This is a genomic window from Mesorhizobium terrae, assembly GCF_008727715.1.
Taxonomy (GTDB): domain Bacteria; phylum Pseudomonadota; class Alphaproteobacteria; order Rhizobiales; family Rhizobiaceae; genus Mesorhizobium; species Mesorhizobium terrae.
This window is the reverse complement of sequence record NZ_CP044218.1, coordinates 3,923,112-3,945,274: the sequence shown is the minus strand read 5'-3', so window position 1 is coordinate 3,945,274 and position 22,163 is coordinate 3,923,112. Positions and strand designations below refer to the sequence as shown.

Sequence of the window (22,163 nt, the reverse complement as noted above, 5' to 3'; positions counted from 1 at the left end):
AGATTTCGCATCGGGCCGCGATCCCCCAGTCGCGCTCCCCGATGCGAAATCCGCCATGCGCTAACGTGCCAGACCAAACAGCTCGTCGCAGTCCAGATGTGTTTCCAGCGCCATGGCGATTTCGTCGAGCGCCGCCTCGACATCGGCCCGGTAGTCGATACCGCCACCCGTGACACCGAGGCTTTCCAGGAAACGGGCACGGAAGGCGTCCGCCCCAAACAGGCCATGCAGATAGGTGCCGAACACCTTGCCATCGGCCGATACCGCACCGTCCGGCACATCGTTGATGACCACCGCCGGGCGCCGGCAATCCGGACCGGTGGTGCGGCCGAGATGGATCTCATAACCTTCCAGCGGCAGGTCGAAGACGGTCGAGCGCGCATTGCTGGTGCGGACCGTTTTCTCCGGCTCCATCACCGTCTCGACGTCAAGCAGACCAAGCCCTTCGGTCTCGCGCACGCTGCCTTCGATACCGTCGGGATCGCGTACAGTGCTGCCGAGCATCTGGAAGCCGCCGCAGATGCCGACGACATGGCCGCCACGCCTGACATGGGCAGCAAGGTCGCGATCCCAGCCCTGTTCGCGCAGATGCAGGAGATCGCCGATGGTCGATTTCGAACCGGGAATGACCACCAGCCCGGCATCGGCCGGCAGTGGTTTTCCCGGTGGCACGAACACCACCTCCACCTGCGGCTCCGCCTTGAGCGGATCAAGATCGTCGAAATTAGCGATGCGCGACAACATCGGCACCGCGACTTTCAGGGCGCGTTTCTCACCGGCCGCCAACCGTTCCAGCACGACCGAATCTTCCGACGGTAGCCGCGACGCGGCTTTCAGCCACGGCACCACACCGAAGCAGCGCCAGCCGGTGAACCCTTGGATCGACCGGATACCATCATCGAAGAGCGAAACATCGCCGCGGAACTTGTTGATGAGGTAGCCGGCGATCATGCGCCGGTCCTCCTCCGGCAGGATCAGATGCGTGCCGGCCACGGAGGCAATGACGCCGCCCCGGTCGATGTCGCCGACCAGCACCACCGGCACATCGGCCCGCGTCGCGAAACCCATATTGGCGATGTCGCGCGGCCTGAGGTTGATTTCCGCAGGTGAACCCGCCCCTTCGACGATGACGAGATCCGCGTCTTCCTTCACCCTCGCCCAGGATTGCAGCACCGCCTCCATCAGGCGGCCCTTCATGGTCTGGTAGTCGCGGGCGCGCGCTTCGCCGAAAACCTTGCCCTGCACGATGACCTGCGAGCCGACATCGGTCTGCGGCTTGAGCAGCACCGGGTTCATGTCGACAGTCGGCGCGACGCCACAGGCCAGCGCCTGCAGCCATTGCCCGCGACCGATCTCGCCGCCGCCAGCCTCGCCGGGAATTTCCGCCACCGCGGCATTGTTCGACATGTTCTGCGGCTTGAACGGCCTGACCTTGAGCCCACGCCGCAATGCGGCGCGACAGAGTCCGGCCACCAGCACCGTCTTGCCGACATCGGAGCCAGTGCCTTGCAGCATGAATGCCCGCGCCATGCTCACGCTTCCCCGCCGGTGATGGTGGATTTGGCGGCAAGCGGCCCGCCCCGCCAGAGATAGAGCGCCAGCAACGGTTCGGCGCCCGTCTTCATCGCATGGTTGATGTTGGAGGGATGGTGGATGACCTCGCCGGCCTGCCGGATCTGGAAGGCGCCATCGCCCTTGCGCCAACCCGTACCGCCGGTCAGCGGGATGTAGATTTCCTCGGCGACGTGATGATGATCCGGATAGACGATCCCCGGCCCCAAGATCAGGAGCCCGCCGGCCGCCGCGTCGTTGGCAAAGTGGCCGCGCGTGCCGAACACTTCCAGCCAGCCGTAATTATCGAGGAAGGTGCGATCGAAATCCGCTTCGCCGTAAGTCTGCCCCCACCGTAATACATCACGATGGTCAGCCAGCATGTGCGCCAGCGGCTTTGCTCGCTCTGGCGCGATTTCAATGACGCGGTCAAGGTGGCGAACGCACGGTATGGATTGCGGCTCCAGCGGACGGACTGGCATCGCCCAGTCGACGGCGCCTGCGGCATCGCGCGCCACCGAAGCGTCGGCATGACCGAGGAAAGCATGAAATGCTTCCAACAGCTCGTCGAAAATTGTCGTCACCACCTGCTCCGCTCACGCATTGCCGCACAGCCGCTTTGCCACACTCCAGGGTGGATGTGGACCCAAAGCGCGGGTTGCGCGGGCGCATCATTGGTCTAGATTGCGATGCACGCATAGCTAAAAACGACATATCCGGGAGGACGCCATGGATACCGTCACGACGGCGGCCGGCGGCCAGTTCGAGCTCAACGAAGACCAGCGCGCGATACAGGCGATGGCCGAAGCCTTCGCCGACGAACGCGTCGCGCCGAATGCGCTCGAATGGGACAGGGCCAAGCACTTTCCGGCCGATGTGATCCGCGAAACCGGGCCGCTCGGCTTGGGCGGCATCTATGTACGCGACGACGTCGGCGGATCGGCGCTGGGCCGGCTCGACGCCGTTTTGATCTTCGAGGCTCTTTCCCGCGCGTGCCCGGCCTTCTCCTCATTCATTTCCATCCACAACATGGCGGCCTCGATGATCGACCGCTTCGGCAATGACGAGCAGCGCCAGCGCTTGCTGCCAAAGCTGACCTCGATGGAATGGCTGGCCAGCTACTGCCTGACCGAGCCGGGCTCCGGTTCGGACGCTGCCGCGCTGAAAACCAGGGCGACGCGTTCGGGCGGCAACGGATCGGACTACGTCGTCAACGGCACCAAGCAGTTCATCTCGGGCGCCGGCGATTCCGACATCTATGTCGCCATGGTGCGTACCGGCGAGGATGGCCCCAAGGGCATTTCGACACTGGTCGTGCCCAAGGACGCACCCGGCCTCTCCTTCGGTGCTAACGAGCACAAGATGGGCTGGCACATGCAGTCCACCCGAACCGTCATCTTCGAAGACTGCAAGGTGCCGGCCGAGAACCTTTTGTCGGGCGAAGGCATGGGCTTCAAGATCGCCATGGCGGGTCTCGACGGCGGCCGGCTGAACATCGCCGCATGCTCGCTGGGTGGCGCTCAGTCGGCGCTCACCAAGGCGTTGACCTATGCGTCCGAGCGCAAGGCCTTCGGTTCGACCATCAACCAGTTCCAAGCACTGCAGTTCAAGCTGGCCGACATGGAGACGGAGCTGCAGGCCGCCCGTATCTTCCTCTATGCCGCCGCTTCGAAGCTGGATGCCAAGGCACATGACGCCTCCAAATGGTCGGCGATGGCCAAGCGTTTCGTCACCGACACCGGTTTCGACGTCGCCAACCAGGCGCTGCAACTGTTCGGCGGCTATGGCTATCTGCACGACTACGGCGTGGAGAAACTGGTGCGCGACCTGCGCGTGCACCAGATTCTCGAAGGCACCAACGAGATCATGCGTGTGATCGTGGCGCGGCATTTGATTGGGAAATGAGCGAATAGCGAGTAGCAGGTACAAGGCCAAGCAAGCTGCTCGCGGAAAACACGAACAGTCACACTGCTCTCTATTCGCTATTCCCTACTCGCTGTTCTTCATACCGTTTTGAACAACGCCGGAGCATCCAATGACCACCATCGCCTTCATCGGTCTCGGCAATATGGGTAATCCCATGGCCGCCAATCTCGTCAAGGCGGGCCACAATGTCGTCGGCTTCGACCTGATGCCGGAAAACCTCGCTTTGGCCAAGGAACATGGCCTGACGATCGCCGAGGATAGCCAGAGCGCGGTCAAGGACGCGGATGTTGTCATCACCATGCTGCCGGCCGGCAAGCATGTGCTTTCGGTCTACAACGAGATCGCGCCGTGGGCGAAAAAGGGCGCGCTCTTCATCGATTCCTCCACCATCGACGTCGAATCCGCCCGCAAGGCACATGCGATCGCGCACGAGAACGGCCTTGCCTCCATCGACGCACCGGTTTCCGGTGGAACGGGCGGTGCCGCCGCCGGTACGCTGACCTTCATGGCTGGCGGCTCGAAAGAGGCGTTCGCGCTTGCAGAGCCGGTGCTGAAGCCGATGGCTGGCCGCATCGTTCATTGCGGCGAAGCCGGCGCCGGTCAGGCCGCCAAGATCTGCAACAACATGATCCTCGGCATTTCGATGATCGGTGTGGCCGAAGCTTTCGTTCTCGGCGAAAAGCTCGGCCTGTCGCATCAGGCGCTGTTCGACGTTGCATCGACCTCGTCGGGCCAGTGCTGGTCGTTGACGACCTATTGCCCGGTTCCCGGCCCGGTCCCGACCTCCCCCGCCAACCGCGACTACAAGCCGGGCTTCGCCGCGGCGTTGATGCTGAAGGATCTGAAGCTCGCCCAGGAGGCCGCTCAAGGCTCCGGCGCCGCCACTCCGCTTGGCGCCGAGGCCGCGCAGCTTTATTCCCTGTTCAACGCGCAGGGCGGCGGCGGCGTGGATTTTTCCGGCATCATCAATTTCCTGCGCGGCGATAAAAGCTAAGCCATTACAAACATTCCATTTTCCTAAAATACGGCTCAAAAACTCGGCAAATTTAGATTTGCTTAAGCTCTCGCTAACCACGCGGTAACGATGTGCCTGTAAAAACGGACCCAAGGCGGACGACGCGCCGCCCATGCTCCGGATCAGGTCTCGCGTACCGGAGCCGTTAGTTTCGCAGGTTTTTCAGTAGCGAAACGCCATGCGTATCTGGCAAAGCCGCGTTCCCCGCGAACGCGGTTTTTGCCATTGAAACGCCGCTCCACGCTAATTGATCTATTGTCCGACCAGCCGTCTGAAGTTCGCCTTGACGCGTCGGCCCGCGGGGCGCAACGCGGCATGCATGGAACGCTCCAACGCCACGCCGTTCAGGACGGAGGGCGCCTGCCCCGCCATCAGCTCGGGCCAGAAATTTGCGATCGAGTTGGCCATCGACAGTTGCGCGGCGGTCAAGCCTTCGGCGGTTGCCGCCACCTTCTCCGAAATGGCGCGCATCGTTTCGTCATGCCAGGCCATCCCGCCAGCCTCGGCCGCCATGACCGGCAACCGCAACATGACGACGGCAGGCGCCAGCATCAGGTCGGCGACGGCTCCGCCGCTCGCCGCGCGGCGGCGCTTCATTTGAAGGTTGGCTTTCACGGTGTTGTCCTCACGGGAAGATAAGCCTGAGGCAGGCCAATGCTGGAGCCGGCGGATCGTTCCGCCGGCTCGCTGCGACAAAGCGTCAGGCCTTGCGCAGATCGTTTTTCGCCAGATCGAGCGCCTTTGCGATACGCTCGCAGGCCATGTCGATCGTATCACGGGTCCAGATCAGCGGCGGCGACAGGATCATGGTGTCGCCGGTGGCGCGCAACATCATGTTGTTGGCGATTGCATGATCGCGCACCGTCACCGCAGCACTTCCGGCGGGAAGGAAACGCTCCTTAGTCGCCTTGTCCTTGACGATCTCGATCGCGCCCATGAGGCCGACCGAACGCACTTCGCCGACCAGATCGTGCCCGGCGATACGCTCCTGCAGCGCCTTGGCGAAATACGGCCCGGTGTCGGTCTTCACTCGTTCCACCAGCCCTTCCCGCGCGATGATGTCCAGATTGGCCAATGCCACGGCACAGGCCACCGGATGACCGGAATAGGTGTAGCCGTGGTAGAATTCGCCACCCTTCTCGACCAGTGTCGCAGCAACGCGTTCACCCACCAGCAGCGCCGACAGTGGCTGGTAGCCGGAGGTCAGCGCCTTCGCCGTGGTGATCGTGTCCGGCTGGATGCCGTAATAATCCGCGGCGAACCACTCGCCGGTACGGCCATAGCCGGTGATCACCTCGTCCAGCATCAGAAGCACGTCGTATTTGCGGCAGATGCGCTGCACCTCAGGCCAATAGCTGGCCGGCGGAATCTTGACGCCGCCCGCGCCCATGATCGGCTCGCCGATGAAGGCCGCCACATTCTCCTGGCCTGCCTCGACAATGGCATCCTCGACCGCCTTGGCGGCACGCAGGCCGAAGTCATGGTCGCTTTCACCAGGCAGCGCCAGTTCGTAGGCGTAGGGCATCATGACATGAACGATGTTGGGAACCGCGCCGCCGAGCTGCTTGTGCATGGCATCCATGCCGCCGAGCGACGTGCCGGCCACGGTGGAGCCGTGATAGGCGTTCTTGCGCGAGATGATGCGGTTCTTCTCCGGCTTGCCCATCAGCGCCCAGTAGTGGCGCACCAGGCGCAAGGCCGTATCGTTGGCCTCCGAGCCGGACGAGCCGTAAAACACCTGGCTGACGCCCTTTGGTGCGATCTCAGCCAGCCGCCTGGACAAAAGCACCGGTGTCGGCGTCGAGCATTTGAAGAAGGAATTGTAGTAGGGCAGTTCCTTCATCTGGCGGTAGGCGGCGTCGGCCAGCTCGTTGCGGCCATAGCCGACATTCACGCACCACAGGCCGGCCATGCCGTCCAGAATTTCCGTGCCTTCGGAATCGTAGATGAACGGGCCGTCCGCACGGGTGATGATGCGCGAACCGATCTCGCGCAGTTCCTTGTGGTCCGTAAAGGGATGCAAATGGTGCGCAGCGTCGATCTGCTGCAACTGCTTCAGCGAATAATTCTGATAAGTCATCGGGTTATCCTTTCCTCTTGAATCAATCCGGCAGGAGCCGGAGGCGGATTCTCAAGGGCAGGACGGAGGCGAATAGCCGATGCGGGCGCACAGGCGCATGAGCTCGGCATGACGGGTGCGCGGCGACGGCGTCACTGCGGCATCGAGCTTGCGAGGGTGAAGGTTCACGGCGCGCATCCGGGCACTCTAGCCGACCGCGCGACGGCTGTTCAACCCACCGCGCAGGGCAAGCGCGGAGGCAACCACGAGGCCGAGGCAGATCAGTCCCAGGGTGATGGGCAGGCCAGGCGCACCGAACAAGCTCATCGCGCCGCCGGCCAGCGGCGGCATGGCGATGCCACCCACACCCCACATCAGGGCAAAGGCGGCGTTGCCGGCAATGAGCGCCGGACCGGTGAAGCGCTCGCCGAGCTCGATGATCGCCATCGTATAGACGCCGTAGGACACCGCGCCGAGCACGAACAGGAAGGGCCAGACCAGCGGCGACGTGATGACGAAGGGCAGCAGAGCGCATCCGACGACGGTCGCTACGATGCAGCCAAAGCGCACGACCTGCGCCGACATTCGCTCGGCCAGTAGGCCGAGCGGCACCTGCATGGCGATATTGCCGGCGATCATGACAGTGAGAAGTGCGGACATGCGTGTCTCGGCGATGCCGAAATGCGTGCCATAGACGGGGAGAAGCGCCAGCACCGCCTGTTCGAAGCCGGCGGCGACAACGACCGCTCCAAGCAGCAACCCTGCCAACGGCATGAAGCCCAGCACCGAGACATGGTGGCCGCTCTGGTCCACCTTGGGCAGTTTCGGCAGCACCGCGGCCAGGCAGGCGCCGCAGATCAGGAAAGCGACGATGCCGAGCAGGAAGGGCGACCACCCTTCCGTGCCGACCAGCAGCAGGCAGAGTGGCCCGGTGGCGAACCCCGCCGAGATCAGCGTCGAATAGACACCCATGATGCGGCCGCGCTTCGCCGGCGGCGCCAGCGCGATCATCCACACTTCGCTCAGCACATAGAGCGGATTGGTGACGACGCCGATCATGAAGCGCAGCGGAAACCAGGCATAGACATTGTAGCTCCAGCCGACGAGCGCCAGGGCGAGCGCCGAAAGCACAGCACAAGTCAGCGCCGTACGACCCGGGCCGAAGCGCCGCGCCAGCACCGGTATCAATGGCGACGACACCATGAAGCCGATCGGCGTCATCGCCGCTGACAGGCCAATCATCGCCGGCGGAACACCCTGCCTCTGCAGAATGAAGGACAAAAGCGGATAGGTAAGGCCCTGCGCGATGGCAAAGACCGACACAGTCGCGATGACGCCGGCGATGCCCGCCCAATTGGTCGCCACCTCGTTGTCGCAGGTCTCCGCCGCAGCCATCTCGCTCCCCAAACCGCCGGTTCGACAAGAACCGACCGTCTTCGGGTGCTAGCGGTTCGAGGCGGGAGAGGAAAGAGCCGTTGCCCGGTGATCGCTTGCGCCACTGGCGCGAAGACCCCAGGCCGCCAGCCGTGGTTCAGGGGAAATAGCGAGCGAGCGCGCCCTTTTTGCCGTCGGCATAGGGTTTCAGCCAGTCGTCGCTTGTCTGCAATCCGTCATCGTCGGATGGACCCTTGCCGATCGTACGTCGCCAGGCGCGGAACTTGTAGTGGTCGAACACATCGAGGAAATGCACCGCGTAGGCGGCCGCGAAGGTCTTGTCGCCCTCGACGATCACCAGGTTCTCGTCGTTTTCGTAAGAAGCCTTGTAACCGAGATTGTGGCTGCCGGTGATGACGGTCGCATTGTCTTCCATCGGGTCGATGATGACGATCTTATCGTGCACGATGGCATGGCCGATGGTCAGCACCTCGGCCTGGAAGTCGCGCGCGATCGACGCGCCGGTCAGGTTCGCGGCCCGCACGATCGAGACGTTCGGCATCTCCCACACCTTTTCCGGGAAGACGAAAGGCGCCCTGCCTTGCTTGGTCACCGCCTTGGTAACCGGGTCCTTCTCGGCCTTTTCGTAGTTTGGCATCGCGGCCGGGTCGCTGATCGCGCCTTGCACGATCAGTTTCGGATTTGCCGTAGCCGCAGCAACCGCTTCGGCGATGATCGAGTTCTCGCCGCGCTGGGAGGGATTGAAGACCAGGAACAGCACCGCTTTCTTGGCCGCCCGGATGCGGGCGAAGACATCCGTGAGATCGACCGGCCGCACCGAAATCGTCTTCTTGTTGCGCTGCGGGTCGTTCGGCGAAAACCACACCGTCATGCCATCGATCGGTGCGCTCTGGCCGTCGAGCGGGTTGGCGATGTGATTGTCCTTGCGGAACGGCACACCTTGCGTCTGCACGGCACGACCCGCCGCGAATTCGCTCGCCGGTGGCGGAAAGACGTCCGCCTTCATGCGTTCCCAGTAATCGTTGAAAACCCGCGCCATCTGCGGGTCGTCACGGAGGAAGGCATTGTTGGACTGGCCGCAAATGCCGGTGGTCGTCCAGTTGGTCGAGCCGGTCATCACCGCCTGCGGCTCGCCATGGCTGTCGCGATAGACGGCGAATTTGTTGTGGCCGATGTGGTTGTTGTTGAAGAGCCGGTCGGTCACCGTCACGCCGGCATCATGCAGCGCCTTGCGATAAGGCGCGTTGCCGAAATCCCATTTCTTGGTCTGGTCGTCCTTGCCGGAATTGGAAAGGATGACCTCGACCACATCCTTGGCGCCGATGATGGCGTCGCGCAGCACGTCATCGCCGAGTTCGTAGAGCGCCAGCCGTACCGAGCCACCCTCACTTTTCGCGCGTTTGAGCAGGCTGGTCAGAACATCCGGTACATCACCATGCAGGTAAGCGCGGATCTTGCTGGCGGGGTTCTGCAACTCCTCCCGGATCTTGTCGCGTTGGCCAATCTTGATGCCCGCATCCGCCAGCGCATGCGACATCCATTGCGTCGACAAAACGCCATTGGTGAAGGCGACGCGTGCCTTGCCGAACATCGAGCCGAGGAAAATCGTCGGGCTGACGGCGCCCTGCCCCAGATAGCCGAGCGGACGCGGCGTACCGGTATAGGTCGGCTTGCCGTCGACCTGCGGCGGACGCACTGGCACCGGTTCCAATCCGGGCTTCATGTCACCGACAGGCCGCACGCGATAGGCGACCATCTCGCCATCTTGCCTGACGTCGAGACTGTCTCGCCGGCGGCGCAGCGTCAGATCGCGCCAGAAAGTCTTCTGCACCGGCCAGACGCCGGTGTCCTGCGGTATCCAATCCTGGTTTCGCTGCCCCTTGAACGGCACCCAGGAGGCCAGGCAGCGCTCCTCGCCCGTCGCCGGATAAAGCCGGACGATTTCAAAGCCGAGGCAGCCAGGGATCATGCCATCGACATCCCAGGCGACGAAGGCCACCTCATTGTTGGTTGCGGCTCTCACTTTGACGACGTCGGCCATGGTTTCCCCCTCAGGACCAATCGACATTCATGGATCGGGTGCGGCGGGAGCACTTTAGCCGCTTCTCATGGCGCCACTGTAACGCCGTTCACATTCTGCGGCGCGGGCTGCGACGCGGTCTCGGACGCCACCGGAAGGTGACGTACGTCATGTCGCTTTGCTCGTCCTAGTGGTCGCCGCCTCCGCAATGGCGATTTTCACGGCGGTCCATTATGCGGCCGATTTGGAACCATCACGAGGACCGACCATGACCGCTGCACTGCACCCCGCCGAGCCGGTTCTGGCCACCGATCGCGCCCGCCGCGGCGGCCGCGCAGGAAAACGCGCCGGCGGTTCGGCGGCTTTCGAGCAGCCGGCGTTCCGGCAGCTGAAAAACCCGTTGCAGCCGACGAAGCTAGTTTCCGACGATGAGCTGGAATCGATCCACCTCGCCTCGCTGCGTGTGCTGAAGGAAATCGGCGTCGACGTTCTCCACGATGGCGCCCGCCAGATCATGAAGGAACACGGCGCCGATGTGCGCCCTGGGAGCGAGCGTGTGCGCTTCGACAGCGACATGATCATCGAGCTGATCTCCCACTGCCCGTCGGAATTCACCATCCATGCCCGCAACCCGGCGCACAATGTGCGCTTCGGCGGCAACAATCTGATCATCTCGATGATGGCGTCGGCGCCCAACTGCTCCGACATCGACCGTGGTCGCCGACCAGGCAATCAGGTCGACTACCGCAATTTCCTCAAGCTCGCGCAGATGCACAACATCTTGAACTGCACGGGCGGCTACCCCGTCGAGCCGATCGACATCCACCCATCGATCCGCCACCTCGAATGCATCCGCGACCTAGCACTGCTCACCGACAAGATGTTCCACATCTATTCGCTCGGTAAGGAGCGCAATGTCGACGGCATCGAGATCACCCGCATCGCCCGTGGCATTTCCCGCGAACAGTTGATGCAGGAGCCGTCGGTCTTCACCATCATCAACACCAATTCACCGCTCAAACTCGACGTGCCGATGATGGAAGGCATCATCCAGATGTCTTCGATGGGCCAGGTCGTCATCGTCACGCCCTTCACCCTGTCGGGCGCGATGGCGCCGGTCACGATCGCCGGTGCGCTTGTGCAGCAGAACGCCGAGGCGCTTGCCGGCATTTCCTTTGCACAGATGGTGAAAAAGGGCGCGCCGGTGGGTTATGGCGGCTTCACCTCCAATGTCGACATGAAGTCGGGCGCCCCTGCTTTCGGCACGCCGGAATACATGAAGGCGCAGCTTGTCGGCGGCCAGCTGGCGCGCCGCTACAAAATTCCTTACCGCACCTCCAACACCTGCGCCGCCAACACCGTGGACGCGCAGGCGGCCTATGAAAGCGTTTTCTCGCTGTGGGGCGCCGTCCAAGGCGGCGGCAATTTGATGATGCATGCCGCCGGCTGGCTGGAAGGCGGCCTGCGCTGCTCCTTCGAGAAGACCATTCTGGACATCGACCTCCTGCAGATGGTGGCCGAATTCCTGACGCCGCTCGACCTTTCCGAAGACGCGCTCGGCTTCGACGCCATCCAGTCGGTCGGCCCCGGCGGCCATTTCTTCGGCACCCAGCACACACAGGACCGCTACAAGACAGCCTTCTATTCGCCGATCATCTCCGACTGGCGCAATTTCGAGACCTGGGCCGAGGCCGGCTCGCCGACCGCCATCGACCGCGCCAACCGCGTCTGGAAGGAGCGTCTGGCGAGCTACGAGGAGCCCTATATCGACCCGGCGATCCGCGAGGAGCTCAACGCCTTCGTCGACAAGCGCATCGCCGAAGGCGGCGCGCCGACTGACTTCTGATTTTTCATTCGCCCCTCGATCGCTGATCAAGGAGCATCAACGTCTTGACTCATTTTGTTAGATTGAGAGCCTCAACACCATGAAATCCCACGCTAAAGCGGTTGTCATCGGCGGCGGTGTCGTCGGCTGCTCGGTCCTCTACCACCTGGCCAAGGCTGGCTGGAAAGACGTGATGCTGATCGAGCGCTCGGAACTTACCTCCGGCTCGTCCTGGCATGCCGCCGGCGGCTTCCACACGCTGAACGGCGACCCCAACGTCGCCAAGCTGCAGGCCTATACCGTGCAGCTCTACAAGGAGCTGGAAGAGCTTTCGGGCCAGTCCTGCTCGCTGCACCTGACCGGCGGCGTCATGCTGGCCGACAGTCCCGAGCGCATGGATTTCCTGCGACTGGCTCACGCCAAGGGCCGCTATCTCGGCATGGACACCGAGCTGATCACGCCGGCCGAGGCCAAGGCGATGTTCCCGCTGATGGACGAGAAGCACTTCGTCGGCGCCATGTGGGATCCGGTGGAAGGCCATCTCGACCCTTCCGGCACCACCCACGCCTATGCCAAGGCCGCCAAGAAGCTCGGCGCAGAGATCGTCTTGCGCAACCGCGTTGTCGAGCTAACGCAGGATCCGGACGGCACCTGGAACGTCATCACCGAACAGGGCACGGTCAAGGCCGAGCATGTCGTGAACTGCGGCGGCTTGTGGGCACGCGAGGTCGGCCGCATGGTCGGCGTCGAGCTGCCGCTGCTGGCCATGGAGCATATGTACCTGCTGACCGAGCCGATGCCGGAGGTCGAGGCCTTCAACAAGGAAACCGGCCGTGAAATGGTCGGCGTGCTCGACTTCAAGGGCGAGATCTACACGCGACAGGAGCGCAACGGCATCCTGCTCGGCACCTATGAGAAGGCCTGCAAGCCTTGGTCGCCGGTCAACACGCCGTGGAATTTCGGCCACGAACTGCTGCAGCCCGACATCGACCGTATCGCGCCGTCGCTGGAAATCGGCTTCAGGCATTTCCCCGGCATCGAGAAGGCCGGCATCAAGCAGATCATCAATGGCCCGTTCACCTTCGCGCCGGATGGCAACCCGCTGGTCGGCCCGGTGCAGGGCCTCACCAATTTCTGGTGCGCCTGCGCGGTCATGGCTGGGTTCAGCCAGGGCGGTGGCGTCGGACTGGCGCTGTCGAACTGGATGGTGAACGGCGATCCCGGCTTCGACGTCTGGGGCATGGATGTCGCGCGCTGGGGCGAATGGGCCTCGCTGCGCTACACCAACGCCAAGGTGCGCGAAAACTATTCGCGCCGCTTCTCCATCCGCTTCCCCAACGAGGAACTGCCAGCGGCAAGGCCGGCGCAGACCACGCCGCTCTACGACACGATGGTCGCAAACAACGCTGTGATGGGCGACTCGTGGGGTCTGGAAACGCCGCTGTGGTTCGCCCCCAAGGGCAGCGAGCCGAAGGACATCGTTTCCTTCCACCGCTCCAACGATTTCGAGCATATCGGCAACGAGGTGCGCGCCGTGCGCGAGCGCGTCGGTGTCACCGAGATCGCCAACTTCGCCAAGTATGAGGTGTCGGGCCCGAGCGCGGAGGACTTCCTCAATCGCCTGATGACCAACCGCATGCCGAAGAAGGGCCGCATCGTGCTGACGCCGATGCTGAACGAATTCGGCAAGCTGATCGGCGATTTCACCATCGCCAAGACCGACGAAGAGAAATTTATGATCTGGGGCTCGTCGGCGGCGCAGAAATACCACATGCGCTGGTTCGAAAAGCACCTGCCGAAGGACGGCTCGGTCGCTCTGCACCGGTTCGACCAGACGCTGGTCGGCCTTTCGATCGCTGGCCCCAAGGCGCAGGAACTGCTGCAGAAGCTGGTTGACGTCGACATCTCGTCCACGGCCTTCAAGTTCATGGACTTCCGCGAGATGGCCGTCGGCGGCGCGCCCTGCATGGTCAACCGCATCACCTATACCGGCGACCTCGGCTACGAGATCTGGATGGCGCCGGCCTATCAGCGCCTGGTCTACGCGGCGATCAAGGGCGCCGGCGAGGAGTTCGGCATCGTCGATTTCGGCATGCGCGCCTTGCTTGCGATGCGCCTGGAAAAGAACTTCCCCACCTGGTTCCGCGAACTGCGCCCCATCTACGGCCCGTTCGAAGGCGGCATGGACCGCTTTATCAAGATGGAGAAGAACGACTTCATCGGCCGCGAGGCCGCTGCCAAGGAACAGGCGGTAATGGCCAACGGCCAAGGTTCGAAGCTGCGCCGTGTCTCCTTCATTGTCGATGTCGCCGACGCCGACGTGATGGGCGACGAGCCGGTATGGGCCAAGGTGCCGACCGACTACGGCACGGTCGAGAAGCCGCATGGCTACGGGGCACCACGCTTCGACGAGACCGGCAAGGAAGTACGCGGCTCGACGGCCGCGCAGGGCGCTTCCGCCGTGCGCGGCATCGTTGACGGCGAATGGCGGGTCGTCGGCTGGATCACGTCGGGCGGCTATGCGCACTATGTCAAGAAATCCATGGCCCAGGGCTACGTGCCGGCAGCACTTGCCGAGAACGAAACCGCTGGCATGTTCGAGATCGAGATCCTCGGACATCGCCGCCCCGCCCGCATCAACGTTGAGCCACCGTTCGACCCGAGTGGCGAAAAGATGCGCGGGTGAGAGACGACCGCTTTGACGGGCGAAAAGTCAATTGCCTGGCTTTTCGGTAGCGAACGCCCCGCGCTTGCAAGGGGCCGGAAGGAAGCGGAAATGATCGGCGGCCTCCAATGAACACCGGCACAAACTTCGGCCGCCATCGCAAGATCATGCCATTCGAACCGGGCGGCGGCTCTTCGCCGTCCGGTTCCGAGACCTTGCGTTCGGCGGCACGCGAGAAAGCCGCCGCCCTCAACCAGCATGTCCTGGGCTACGGCCCGGTCGCCGAGGCGGAGTGGGCCGCCGCCGGCATCCCTGCCCCCGACCTGCCGGCGATGCGCAAATACCGGCTTGAGCGCATCCGCGCCGAGCTGAAGCGCCGCGACTATGCCGGCGCCCTGCTCTACGATCCCGTCAACATCCGCTACGCGACAGATTCCACCAACATGCAGCTGTGGGTGGCGCACAATCCAACCCGCCACTGCTTTGTCGCCACCGAAGGGCCGGTGGTGCTGTTCGACTATTTCTCCTGCGAGCACCTGTCCGACCATTCCGGCGTGGTCGACGAAGTGCGTCCGGCGGTCTCCTGGATGTATCTTTATGGCGGCGAGTTGACGGAGCAACGCGTCAAACGCTGGGCCGCGGGCATCGCCGATTTGGTGCGCGAACATGGCGGCGGCAATCGGCGCATCGCCGTCGACCACCTCAATCCCGAAGGCATGGCGGAACTGGCCGGCCTCGGCATCACCATCGGCAATGGCGAAGCGGTGATGGAAAATGCGCGCCTGATCAAATCGCCCGACGAGGTCCTGTGCATGCACCGCGCCATCGTCGCCTGCGAGGCCGCGATGGGGGAAATGGAAGCGGCGCTGAAGCCCGGCATTTCAGAAAACGAACTGTGGGCCGAACTGCACCGCGGCAACATCGCGCGCGGCGGCGAGTGGATTGAAACCCGGCTCCTATCCTCCGGTCCGCGCACCAATCCCTGGTTCCAGGAGTGCTCGTCGCGAAAGATCGAGGCCGGCGACCTCGTCGCCTTCGACACCGACCTGATCGGCCCCTACGGTTTCTGCGCCGACCTTTCGCGCACCTGGCTTGCCGGCGACGGTCGCCCCGGCAACGAGCAGCACGACCTTTACCGCATCGCCGCCGAGCAGATCGCCCACAACACCGAGCTGATGCAGCCTGGCACCGGCTTCCGCGAACTGGCCGAGCGCTCGAAGAACCCGCCGGACGATTGCTTCCCCGCGCGCTACGGCGTGCTTTATCATGGCGTCGGCCTCGCCGACGAATACCCGACCTTGCCGCATGCAGCCGACTGGATCGCCGACACGCCGGACGGCGTCTTGCAGCCTGGCATGGTGCTCTGCGTGGAGAGCTACATTGGCCGGCTCGGCGGCCACGAGGGCGTCAAGATCGAGGAACAGGTGCTGATCACCGAAACCGGCAACCGGCAGCTCTCCGCCTATCCGCTCGACGAAAGGCTGCTTGCTGGCTAAGTGCTTCCTGGCCTGCCATTTTGGTGTGGAAAGTCCCAATCGCGGCATGGCTCACCTCCATGCCGGCGGAGATAGTGGCGGCACAACCGCCCCATACCGGAACAAACCTCATGTCCTCATCCTCCCGCTTCGGCCTCGCCGCGCTCGCCGCCACTCTCGTTTCAACCGTGCCCGCAGCCCATGCCGAGCAGCCGATCGCGCCGAAAGTCCTCGTCATCACCATGTTCGGCGGCGAAGCGAAACCCTGGCTGGAAGGACGCAAGCTCGACACCAAGGTGAAGGTCCCCGGCCTGTCGAAGGAGTACCCGGAGGTCGCTTGCGATGCTGCCGGCCTGTGCGTGATGACGACCGCCATGGGCTACGCCAACGCTGCCAGCTCGGTCTCCGCGCTTGTTTACAGCGGCCTTTTCGACCTCAAGCAGAGCTATATCCTGATTGCCGGCATAGCCGGGGTTGATCCGAGCGATGGCACGCTGGGTTCCGCGCACTGGGCACGTTTCGCGGTCGACGCAGGGCTGCGCCACGAAATCGATCCACGCCAGATTCCGGTCGACTGGCCGGATGGCGTCGTCGCGCTTGGTGCTAAGAAGCCGGGCGAGAAGCCCAAATGGGGTTCGGGCACCGAGGTGTACAAACTGAACGAAAAGTTGGCCGACAAGGCGCTCGCCCTGACCAGCAAGGTGGAGCTTGCCGACAGCGATGAAGCCAAGGCCTATCGCGCCGTTTACAAGACGGCTCCCGGCAATGCCGCCCCCACCGTAAGCATCTGCGACACGCTGTCGACCGATACCTATTGGCATGGCACCAAGACGGCGGAAAGCATGGGCAAATGGGTATCCCTGCTGACCGACGGCGCCGGCAACTATTGCACCACGCAGATGGAAGACAACGCCTCTCTGACGGCCCTTCAACGCGGCGCCGACGCCGGTCTCCTGCAGTTCGACCGCATTGCACTCTTGCGCACGGCCTCCAACTTCGACCGTGAACCGGAAGGCAAGACGGCGGTTGAATCGCTCAGCGCCAACTCGGGCGGCTTCGGCCCGGCAACCGCCAATGCGTACCGGGTGGGCTCCAAATTCGCCGACACCGTCATCACCGACTGGGCGGAATGGCAGAAGGGCGTGCCCGCGAAATAGTCGAACGCTGCGTCTGAAAAGGCTCACCAGGCGCCTGGCGCCTGGTTTTCCAGACGATCTTGGCCGGCGATCAGTTCCGCCTTGCTGGCTGGGGAGACCGCCTCGCGCAGTTTTGCCAGCAGGGCCGACGTTGCACTGCGCGCCGTGATGTAAGGCAAGCCCTTGCGCTGCGCTGTCCAGCCGACGACAGCGACGTCCTTCGCCCGCGGCTCGAAACGCTGCGCCTGGGCCCAACTGCGGGAGTCGATCGTCGCGACATCGGCTCGCCCCTCGGCCACCTCCACGATGGAGTTGCGATGGCCGCCGCTTTCGATGCGCTCGGAAAAGATGTCGAGGCCTTCGCCGGCCGCCTGCAGGTCGCGTGTGATGGCGATGATGCCGGACATCGAATCCAGGCTGTTGAAGGCGAAGCGCTTGCCGCGAAGAAGCTCCAGCGGCATCACCGCCTTGCCATTGGTGGGCGCGGCAACGTGTTGCGCCGGTTGCCGCATGACGATGGCGCTGGAATAGAGGCCGCCCCGGCCGCCTTCCATACCGTCATAGCTCGGCTGGCCGATCACCTGCACGTGGCGCTCCAGTCCGAGCTCCATCGGCCCCCAGCAAGTCTGCGCGAAAAGCAGTGCCGGATGCAGCCACACCGCGTGGAAATCGAGCTCGTCCGGCGGCAGTGTCACCGGATCGGGCATCACGACCTTACCGGAAGCGTCGCGCAGGCCGCCGGCAACCGCCGGCAGATCGGCATTGCGCCGCACGATCCTTTCCGGCGCATCGATACCGGCATGCCGCAAGGCGTCCCGGATCGTCGCCCATTGCGCGTCGACCTCGGCGCGCATCTCGGGCCAGTCATACATCGGCAGCGCCGCAATGAATTTGCTCATGGACCTGATATGATCGTTGCTGGTGGCGGGTTTCAAGCGGCGGGAAGAATGCGATCACCCCAAGGAGCGAACGCGCCTCACTCCTTGGGCGGCTCGGCCGGCACCGGCGCGGTGCCGAGACCATTGACATTATGCGCCCTGACTCGCGGCGTGAACGCCCTGCCCTTTTCCGGCACTCGCCGCAGCGCCGGATGCACGATCGGCTCCTTGGCTTTGAAGGCATAGGCTTTCAGCAACGCGAAATAGTTCGGATAGGCATAGCCATTGTTGGCCTTCAGCCATTTTTCGCGGTCGTCGCGGAACAGCTTCGGCAACTTGTACCAGGCAACCGTCGGCTTCTTGTGATGCACGAAGTGCAGATTGTTGTTCAGGAACAGTAAGGATAGCGGCGAGCGCTCGACGATCACCGTGCGGCCTTCCGGACGCTCCGACCACTGATGCTCGGCGAAAGTCCGGATCGAAATCAGCGACTGGCCGAACCACATCGGCACCAGAATGTAGAGCCACAGCGGCATGCCGAAGCCGAACTGGATCACCGGCACAACGATGGCGAGCCCGACCGCGTGCAGCAACCAGGCCTTTTGGATCGTCTTGTCTCCGGCCAGCATCTGCTTGGCATCGTCAATGAAGAAACCGATCACCGAAAGCCAGGGGCCGAGGATGAAACGGCCGACCATCGTGTTGTTGATTTTGAGCAGGAACTGCATCGCCGCCGGCATGTCGTGATGATGCCAGAGCGCCTTGTAGTAGCTTTCCGGGTCGTCGAGTGGGTCGGTCAGGCGTTCGTCGCAATGGTGGCGCAGATGCAGCGTCTTGAAGCGTCGGAACGGCCAGACCAGGCCGATCGGCGCGAAGACAAAGGCCTCGTTGACCAACGCATTGCGTGTCGGATGGCCGTGCAGGACCTCGTGGATCAGCGAGGACTGCAACGCCACGATCAGCGTCAGCACGGCAAGCGCGACGAGCGGATAAGACGGCCAGATGAGAAACCCTGCGGCGAGCCAGGTGCCGTAACAGCCGGCGGCGAGAAAGACGGTCGGCCATTCGACCGCCGGTTGACTGCTAACCTTGTTACGCTTCTTCGCCATGCTATCGACCACTGCCCCGTCCAGGTGTCGGAACCGCTCCCGATTCCTGACAGCATTGTGTCAGCAGTCACACGCTGTCACAACGCGACAAAGCGCACAAAATGTTGAGATTGCGCACCTTTGCCATCAAGTGTTATATTTAGTGAACAAGCGGTGAGATTCAAATACACGTTGCGGCGCGGTAATACGCTCTAGCGTAAAACATTATGCTACCTGGCGGAGAACAACCTCGATGGACAAGCGCGACCTCTCGACCGTGTTCCGCGAGCGGTTGAAATTGCTCTTGACACGCTCCGACCTCAACCAGTCAGCCTTCGCTTCAGCCGTGGGCATCGACCGTTCGGCGCTGTCGCAACTGCTGTCGGGCGCCTCAACCCGCCTGCCGCGCGCCGAAACGCTGCTCAACATCGCCGCCGAGTTCAAGGTGTCGCTCGACTGGCTGCTCGGCCTCTCCCAAGACGAGGGCGTGACGGGCGAAATCCGCGAAAGCCTGGAGATCGAGGAAGCATCAGGAGGCTTCGAACGCACGCTGATCGCCAAATGGCACGCCGAGGCTGCGGGAACCAAGATCCGCTACGTGCCGGCCGGCATTCCTGACCTTTTGCGCACCGAGGCGCTGGTCGACTATGAGGCCGGCATTTCCAACAAGAGCCGACAGGCACAGGCCGGCGAAACCCAATACCGCATCGACTACAGCCGGCGCCCCGAAACTGACATGGAAGTCTGCATGCCGCGCCACACGCTTGAAATCTTCGCGCGCGGATTGGGCGTGTGGGACGCCTTCCCGCCGGAAGAACGCCGCGAGCAGCTCTTGCACATGGCCGCCCTGCTCGACGACCTCTACCCGACCTTTCGCCTCTATCTCTATGACGGGCGCATGCGTTATTCGATCCCCTATACGATCTTCGGACCGTACCGGGCCGCGATCTATGTCGGCGACATGTACATCGTGCTCAACGCCACCCAGCCGATCCGCACGCTGACCGGCCATTTCGACAATCTGATCCGCGCAGCCGAGATCAACGCGCATGAGGCGGCAGCCTTCGCGCAGCGGCTGGCCGACTTGCCGCTTGCCGTTTCGCGCGGCTGACTGCTACCTCAGGCGGTCGATCAACACAGGAGCCATCCTTGCCAAGTGCCCGCCACATCGTCGTTCCGCCGCAGTCCGGCCGTGCCCTGCGCGTCGCCAAGGGCGAACAGATCCGCATCGTCGATCCCAAGGGACAACAGGTCGCCGACCTGTGGGCCTTCGTCACCGGCGACGAACTCGACTGGCTGAGCACCTCGAACACGCGAGACATCACCGAGCGGCTGTTTCCGGCAATCGGCGAGCATTTCTACGGCACCACCGGCGAGCCGCTGCTGACGCTGATGGCCAACGATTCGCCAGGCCCGCACGACATGCTCTTCCCCGCCTGCAACGCAGCGCTCTACCGGCGCGCCGGCTTCCACGATCACCATCCGAGTTGCCAGGACAACCTGCACAAGGCGCTCGCCGGCGAAGGCATTTCGCTACCCTTCACGCCGGACCCTGTGGATTTTTTCCAGAATTCGCTGCCGACGGTGGACGGCGTGCTGCTGGTCGACGCCTCGATCAACCCGCCCGGCGGCTCGGTGACGCTGCGCGCCGAGCGCGACTTGCTTATCGTCGTCACCGCATGCTCGGTCGACCATCACCCGACCAATGGCGATGCCTGCACCGAAATCGAGGTCGAGGTGCTGCCCGCCTGACCGGAAGCACCGTCGTCGAAGACGTGCCGCCGGCCGCGCCTTCGATTGACTTCACATAAAGACTTCTTTATATCCTTATTTGAAATCCATTTTACCTGAATCCACGTTGAAAGCGCGCGCCATGACGAGCACAAATCCGATCGAAGCCCTGATCGCGGAAAAGGGTGTGCTTCTGGCCGACGGCGCCACCGGCACCAATCTGTTCGCCATGGGCCTGCCGGCCGGCGAGGCGCCGGAAATCCTCAACGAGACCGCGCCGGAAACCATCACCAGGCTGCATCAGGGGTTCGTCGATGCCGGCGCCGACATCATCCTCACCAATTCCTTCGGCGGCACGCGTCATCGGCTGAAGCTGCATCATGCCCAGGACCGCGTTTTCGAACTCAACAAGCGCGCCGCCGAGATCGCCCGTGCCGTCGCCGACAAGGTCGGCCGCCGCGTCATCGTCGCCGGCTCGGTCGGCCCGACCGGCGAACTGCTGATCCCGCTCGGCGCACTGAGCTATGAGGAAGCCGTCGACGCCTTTGCCGAGCAGATCGAGGGCCTGAAGGCCGGTGGCGCCGAAGTCGCCTGGATCGAGACCATGTCGGCTCCGGACGAGATCCGAGCCGCCGCCGAGGCCGCCATCCGTGTCGGCCTGCCCTATACCTATACCGGTTCCTTCGACACCGCCGGCCGCACCATGATGGGCCTGCTGCCGAAGGACATCCACGCCGTCGCCGACGGTCTCGCCGAAGCTCCGCTCGGCGTTGGTGCCAATTGCGGCGTCGGTGCTTCCGACATCCTGGCTTCGCTGCTTGACATGACCGAGGCAAAGCCGGAAGCGACCGTCATCGTCAAGGGCAATTGCGGCATCCCGGAATTCCGCGGCACCGAGATCCACTATTCCGGAACGCCGGAATTGATGGCCGACTACGTGCGCCTGGCCATCGATGGCGGCGCCAGCATTGTTGGCGGCTGCTGTGGCACGTCGTTCCTGCATCTGGCCGCCATGCGCAAGGCGCTCGACGTACACAAGAAGGCACAGCGCCCGACGCTCGAGACGATCGTCGAACGCATCGGCCCGCTGCGCAACAAGGCAGCGACGCCGAACACCGCGGAAACCGCCGAAGGCCGCCGCGAACGCCGTCGCACGCGCCCCTGACCCGAGCGGAAGCGCTTTTCCTAGTTGTTGTTGTCGGCGTAGCGTGCTTGCGCCGTGCCGAGATCGGCCGACGGCCCATCGCTGCGCATCAGCGCTATTTTTTCCGATGCGCGCGGATCGCTGAGCTGTTCAAGGGCTGCACGGAAACGTTCATTGGTGAGCGCGGACAGCGCCGTTTTGCGCGCCGTCTCGACATCCCTGCTCATGCTGCTAGTCGATTGTGATGTTCCCGTC

At 63.4% G+C, this 22,163-nt stretch carries 18 protein-coding genes; 9 read left to right on the top strand and 9 right to left on the bottom strand.

What is annotated here, in order from left to right; translation table 11 throughout:
• Positions 1-60 precede the first annotated feature (60 nt).
• Both FZF13_RS20200 and FZF13_RS20195 read right to left on the bottom strand, forming a co-directional pair.
• A complete protein-coding gene (locus FZF13_RS20200) occupies positions 61-1,530 on the bottom strand; it encodes a cobyric acid synthase (RefSeq protein ID WP_024926850.1) in 1,470 nt (489 codons plus the stop codon).
• 2 nt (positions 1,531-1,532) lie between these two features.
• Positions 1,533-2,135 carry a dimethylsulfonioproprionate lyase family protein gene (locus tag FZF13_RS20195; protein ID WP_024926849.1) on the bottom strand — a complete coding sequence of 201 codons (603 nt, stop codon included), beginning with the start codon at positions 2,133-2,135 and terminating at the stop codon, positions 1,533-1,535.
• Between the two features lie 145 nt (positions 2,136-2,280).
• Here FZF13_RS20195 and FZF13_RS20190 point away from each other — a divergent pair, with 145 nt between their 5' ends.
• Positions 2,281-3,456 (top strand): isobutyryl-CoA dehydrogenase, encoded by a 1,176-nt coding sequence (locus tag FZF13_RS20190; protein WP_024926848.1) that lies wholly within the window; start codon positions 2,281-2,283, stop codon positions 3,454-3,456.
• Positions 3,457-3,586: 130 nt separating this feature from the next.
• Positions 3,587-4,471, top strand: a complete 885-nt coding sequence (mmsB, locus tag FZF13_RS20185; RefSeq protein WP_024926847.1) for a 3-hydroxyisobutyrate dehydrogenase — start codon at positions 3,587-3,589, stop codon at positions 4,469-4,471.
• A gap of 273 nt (positions 4,472-4,744) precedes the next feature.
• Here the strand turns inward: mmsB and FZF13_RS20180 are convergent, their stop codons facing one another.
• From FZF13_RS20180 to FZF13_RS20165, 4 genes are all read right to left on the bottom strand, one after another.
• Positions 4,745-5,107 carry a hypothetical protein gene (locus FZF13_RS20180; RefSeq protein ID WP_244431292.1) on the bottom strand — a complete coding sequence of 121 codons (363 nt, stop codon included), beginning with the start codon at positions 5,105-5,107 and terminating at the stop codon, positions 4,745-4,747.
• 85 nt (positions 5,108-5,192) lie between these two features.
• Entirely contained in the window at positions 5,193-6,572 is a 1,380-nt protein-coding gene (locus FZF13_RS20175) for an aspartate aminotransferase family protein (protein ID WP_024926845.1), read from the bottom strand.
• A gap of 186 nt (positions 6,573-6,758) precedes the next feature.
• Positions 6,759-7,946, bottom strand: coding sequence for an MFS transporter (locus FZF13_RS20170; protein WP_024926844.1), 1,188 nt, complete (start codon positions 7,944-7,946; stop codon positions 6,759-6,761).
• 136 nt (positions 7,947-8,082) lie between these two features.
• Positions 8,083-9,987, bottom strand: coding sequence for a phospholipase D-like domain-containing protein (locus FZF13_RS20165; RefSeq protein ID WP_024926843.1), 1,905 nt, complete (start codon positions 9,985-9,987; stop codon positions 8,083-8,085).
• 247 nt (positions 9,988-10,234) lie between these two features.
• Between FZF13_RS20165 and FZF13_RS20160 the strand changes: the two genes are divergently transcribed.
• From FZF13_RS20160 to FZF13_RS20145, 4 genes are all read left to right on the top strand, one after another.
• Positions 10,235-11,812 (top strand): trimethylamine methyltransferase family protein, encoded by a 1,578-nt coding sequence (locus FZF13_RS20160; RefSeq protein ID WP_024926842.1) that lies wholly within the window; start codon positions 10,235-10,237, stop codon positions 11,810-11,812.
• Between the two features lie 79 nt (positions 11,813-11,891).
• A complete protein-coding gene (locus FZF13_RS20155; protein WP_024926841.1) occupies positions 11,892-14,477 on the top strand; it encodes a GcvT family protein in 2,586 nt (861 codons plus the stop codon).
• Positions 14,478-14,584: 107 nt separating this feature from the next.
• The gene (locus tag FZF13_RS20150; RefSeq protein WP_024926840.1) at positions 14,585-15,952 is read left to right on the top strand and encodes a M24 family metallopeptidase; all 1,368 of its coding nucleotides are present in this window, start codon (positions 14,585-14,587) and stop codon (positions 15,950-15,952) included.
• Positions 15,953-16,062: 110 nt separating this feature from the next.
• Complete coding sequence (locus tag FZF13_RS20145) at positions 16,063-17,088, top strand: purine-nucleoside phosphorylase (protein WP_024926839.1); 1,026 nt, start codon at positions 16,063-16,065, stop codon at positions 17,086-17,088.
• Between the two features lie 23 nt (positions 17,089-17,111).
• Here FZF13_RS20145 and FZF13_RS20140 read toward each other — a convergent pair whose 3' ends face one another.
• A complete protein-coding gene (locus FZF13_RS20140; protein ID WP_024926838.1) occupies positions 17,112-17,966 on the bottom strand; it encodes a phosphate/phosphite/phosphonate ABC transporter substrate-binding protein in 855 nt (284 codons plus the stop codon).
• 77 nt (positions 17,967-18,043) lie between these two features.
• A complete protein-coding gene (locus FZF13_RS20135) occupies positions 18,044-19,054 on the bottom strand; it encodes a fatty acid desaturase (RefSeq protein ID WP_024926837.1) in 1,011 nt (336 codons plus the stop codon).
• A gap of 232 nt (positions 19,055-19,286) precedes the next feature.
• Here FZF13_RS20135 and FZF13_RS20130 point away from each other — a divergent pair, with 232 nt between their 5' ends.
• From FZF13_RS20130 to bmt, 3 genes are all read left to right on the top strand, one after another.
• Entirely contained in the window at positions 19,287-20,144 is an 858-nt protein-coding gene (locus FZF13_RS20130; RefSeq protein WP_024926836.1) for a helix-turn-helix domain-containing protein, read from the top strand.
• A 38-nt stretch (positions 20,145-20,182) separates the two neighbouring features.
• On the top strand, positions 20,183-20,785 hold the full coding sequence (locus FZF13_RS20125) for a DUF1989 domain-containing protein (protein ID WP_024926835.1): 603 nt from the start codon (positions 20,183-20,185) through the stop codon (positions 20,783-20,785).
• Between the two features lie 121 nt (positions 20,786-20,906).
• Positions 20,907-21,929 carry a betaine--homocysteine S-methyltransferase gene (bmt, locus tag FZF13_RS20120; protein ID WP_024926834.1) on the top strand — a complete coding sequence of 341 codons (1,023 nt, stop codon included), beginning with the start codon at positions 20,907-20,909 and terminating at the stop codon, positions 21,927-21,929.
• A gap of 20 nt (positions 21,930-21,949) precedes the next feature.
• Here bmt and FZF13_RS20115 read toward each other — a convergent pair whose 3' ends face one another.
• A complete protein-coding gene (locus tag FZF13_RS20115) occupies positions 21,950-22,135 on the bottom strand; it encodes a hypothetical protein (RefSeq protein ID WP_024926833.1) in 186 nt (61 codons plus the stop codon).
• Between the last annotated feature and the right edge of the window lie 28 nt (positions 22,136-22,163).

Bases quoted from the DNA above. Each gene is read 5' to 3' on its own strand.
- FZF13_RS20145 (WP_024926839.1), top strand. From the start codon at position 16,063: ATGTCCTCATCCTCCCGCTTCGGCCTCGCCGCGCTCGCCGCCACTCTC.
- FZF13_RS20200 (WP_024926850.1), bottom strand. From the start codon at position 1,530: ATGGCGCGGGCATTCATGCTGCAAGGCACTGGCTCCGATGTCGGCAAG.
- bmt (WP_024926834.1), top strand. From the start codon at position 20,907: ATGACGAGCACAAATCCGATCGAAGCCCTGATCGCGGAAAAGGGTGTG.
- FZF13_RS20165 (WP_024926843.1), bottom strand. From the start codon at position 9,987: ATGGCCGACGTCGTCAAAGTGAGAGCCGCAACCAACAATGAGGTGGCC.
- FZF13_RS20115 (WP_024926833.1), bottom strand. From the start codon at position 22,135: ATGAGCAGGGATGTCGAGACGGCGCGCAAAACGGCGCTGTCCGCGCTC.
- FZF13_RS20175 (WP_024926845.1), bottom strand. From the start codon at position 6,572: ATGACTTATCAGAATTATTCGCTGAAGCAGTTGCAGCAGATCGACGCT.
- FZF13_RS20140 (WP_024926838.1), bottom strand. From the start codon at position 17,966: ATGAGCAAATTCATTGCGGCGCTGCCGATGTATGACTGGCCCGAGATG.
- FZF13_RS20170 (WP_024926844.1), bottom strand. From the start codon at position 7,946: ATGGCTGCGGCGGAGACCTGCGACAACGAGGTGGCGACCAATTGGGCG.
- FZF13_RS20160 (WP_024926842.1), top strand. From the start codon at position 10,235: ATGACCGCTGCACTGCACCCCGCCGAGCCGGTTCTGGCCACCGATCGC.
- FZF13_RS20155 (WP_024926841.1), top strand. From the start codon at position 11,892: ATGAAATCCCACGCTAAAGCGGTTGTCATCGGCGGCGGTGTCGTCGGC.
- FZF13_RS20130 (WP_024926836.1), top strand. From the start codon at position 19,287: ATGGACAAGCGCGACCTCTCGACCGTGTTCCGCGAGCGGTTGAAATTG.
- mmsB (WP_024926847.1), top strand. From the start codon at position 3,587: ATGACCACCATCGCCTTCATCGGTCTCGGCAATATGGGTAATCCCATG.
- FZF13_RS20150 (WP_024926840.1), top strand. From the start codon at position 14,585: ATGAACACCGGCACAAACTTCGGCCGCCATCGCAAGATCATGCCATTC.
- FZF13_RS20190 (WP_024926848.1), top strand. From the start codon at position 2,281: ATGGATACCGTCACGACGGCGGCCGGCGGCCAGTTCGAGCTCAACGAA.
- FZF13_RS20135 (WP_024926837.1), bottom strand. From the start codon at position 19,054: ATGGCGAAGAAGCGTAACAAGGTTAGCAGTCAACCGGCGGTCGAATGG.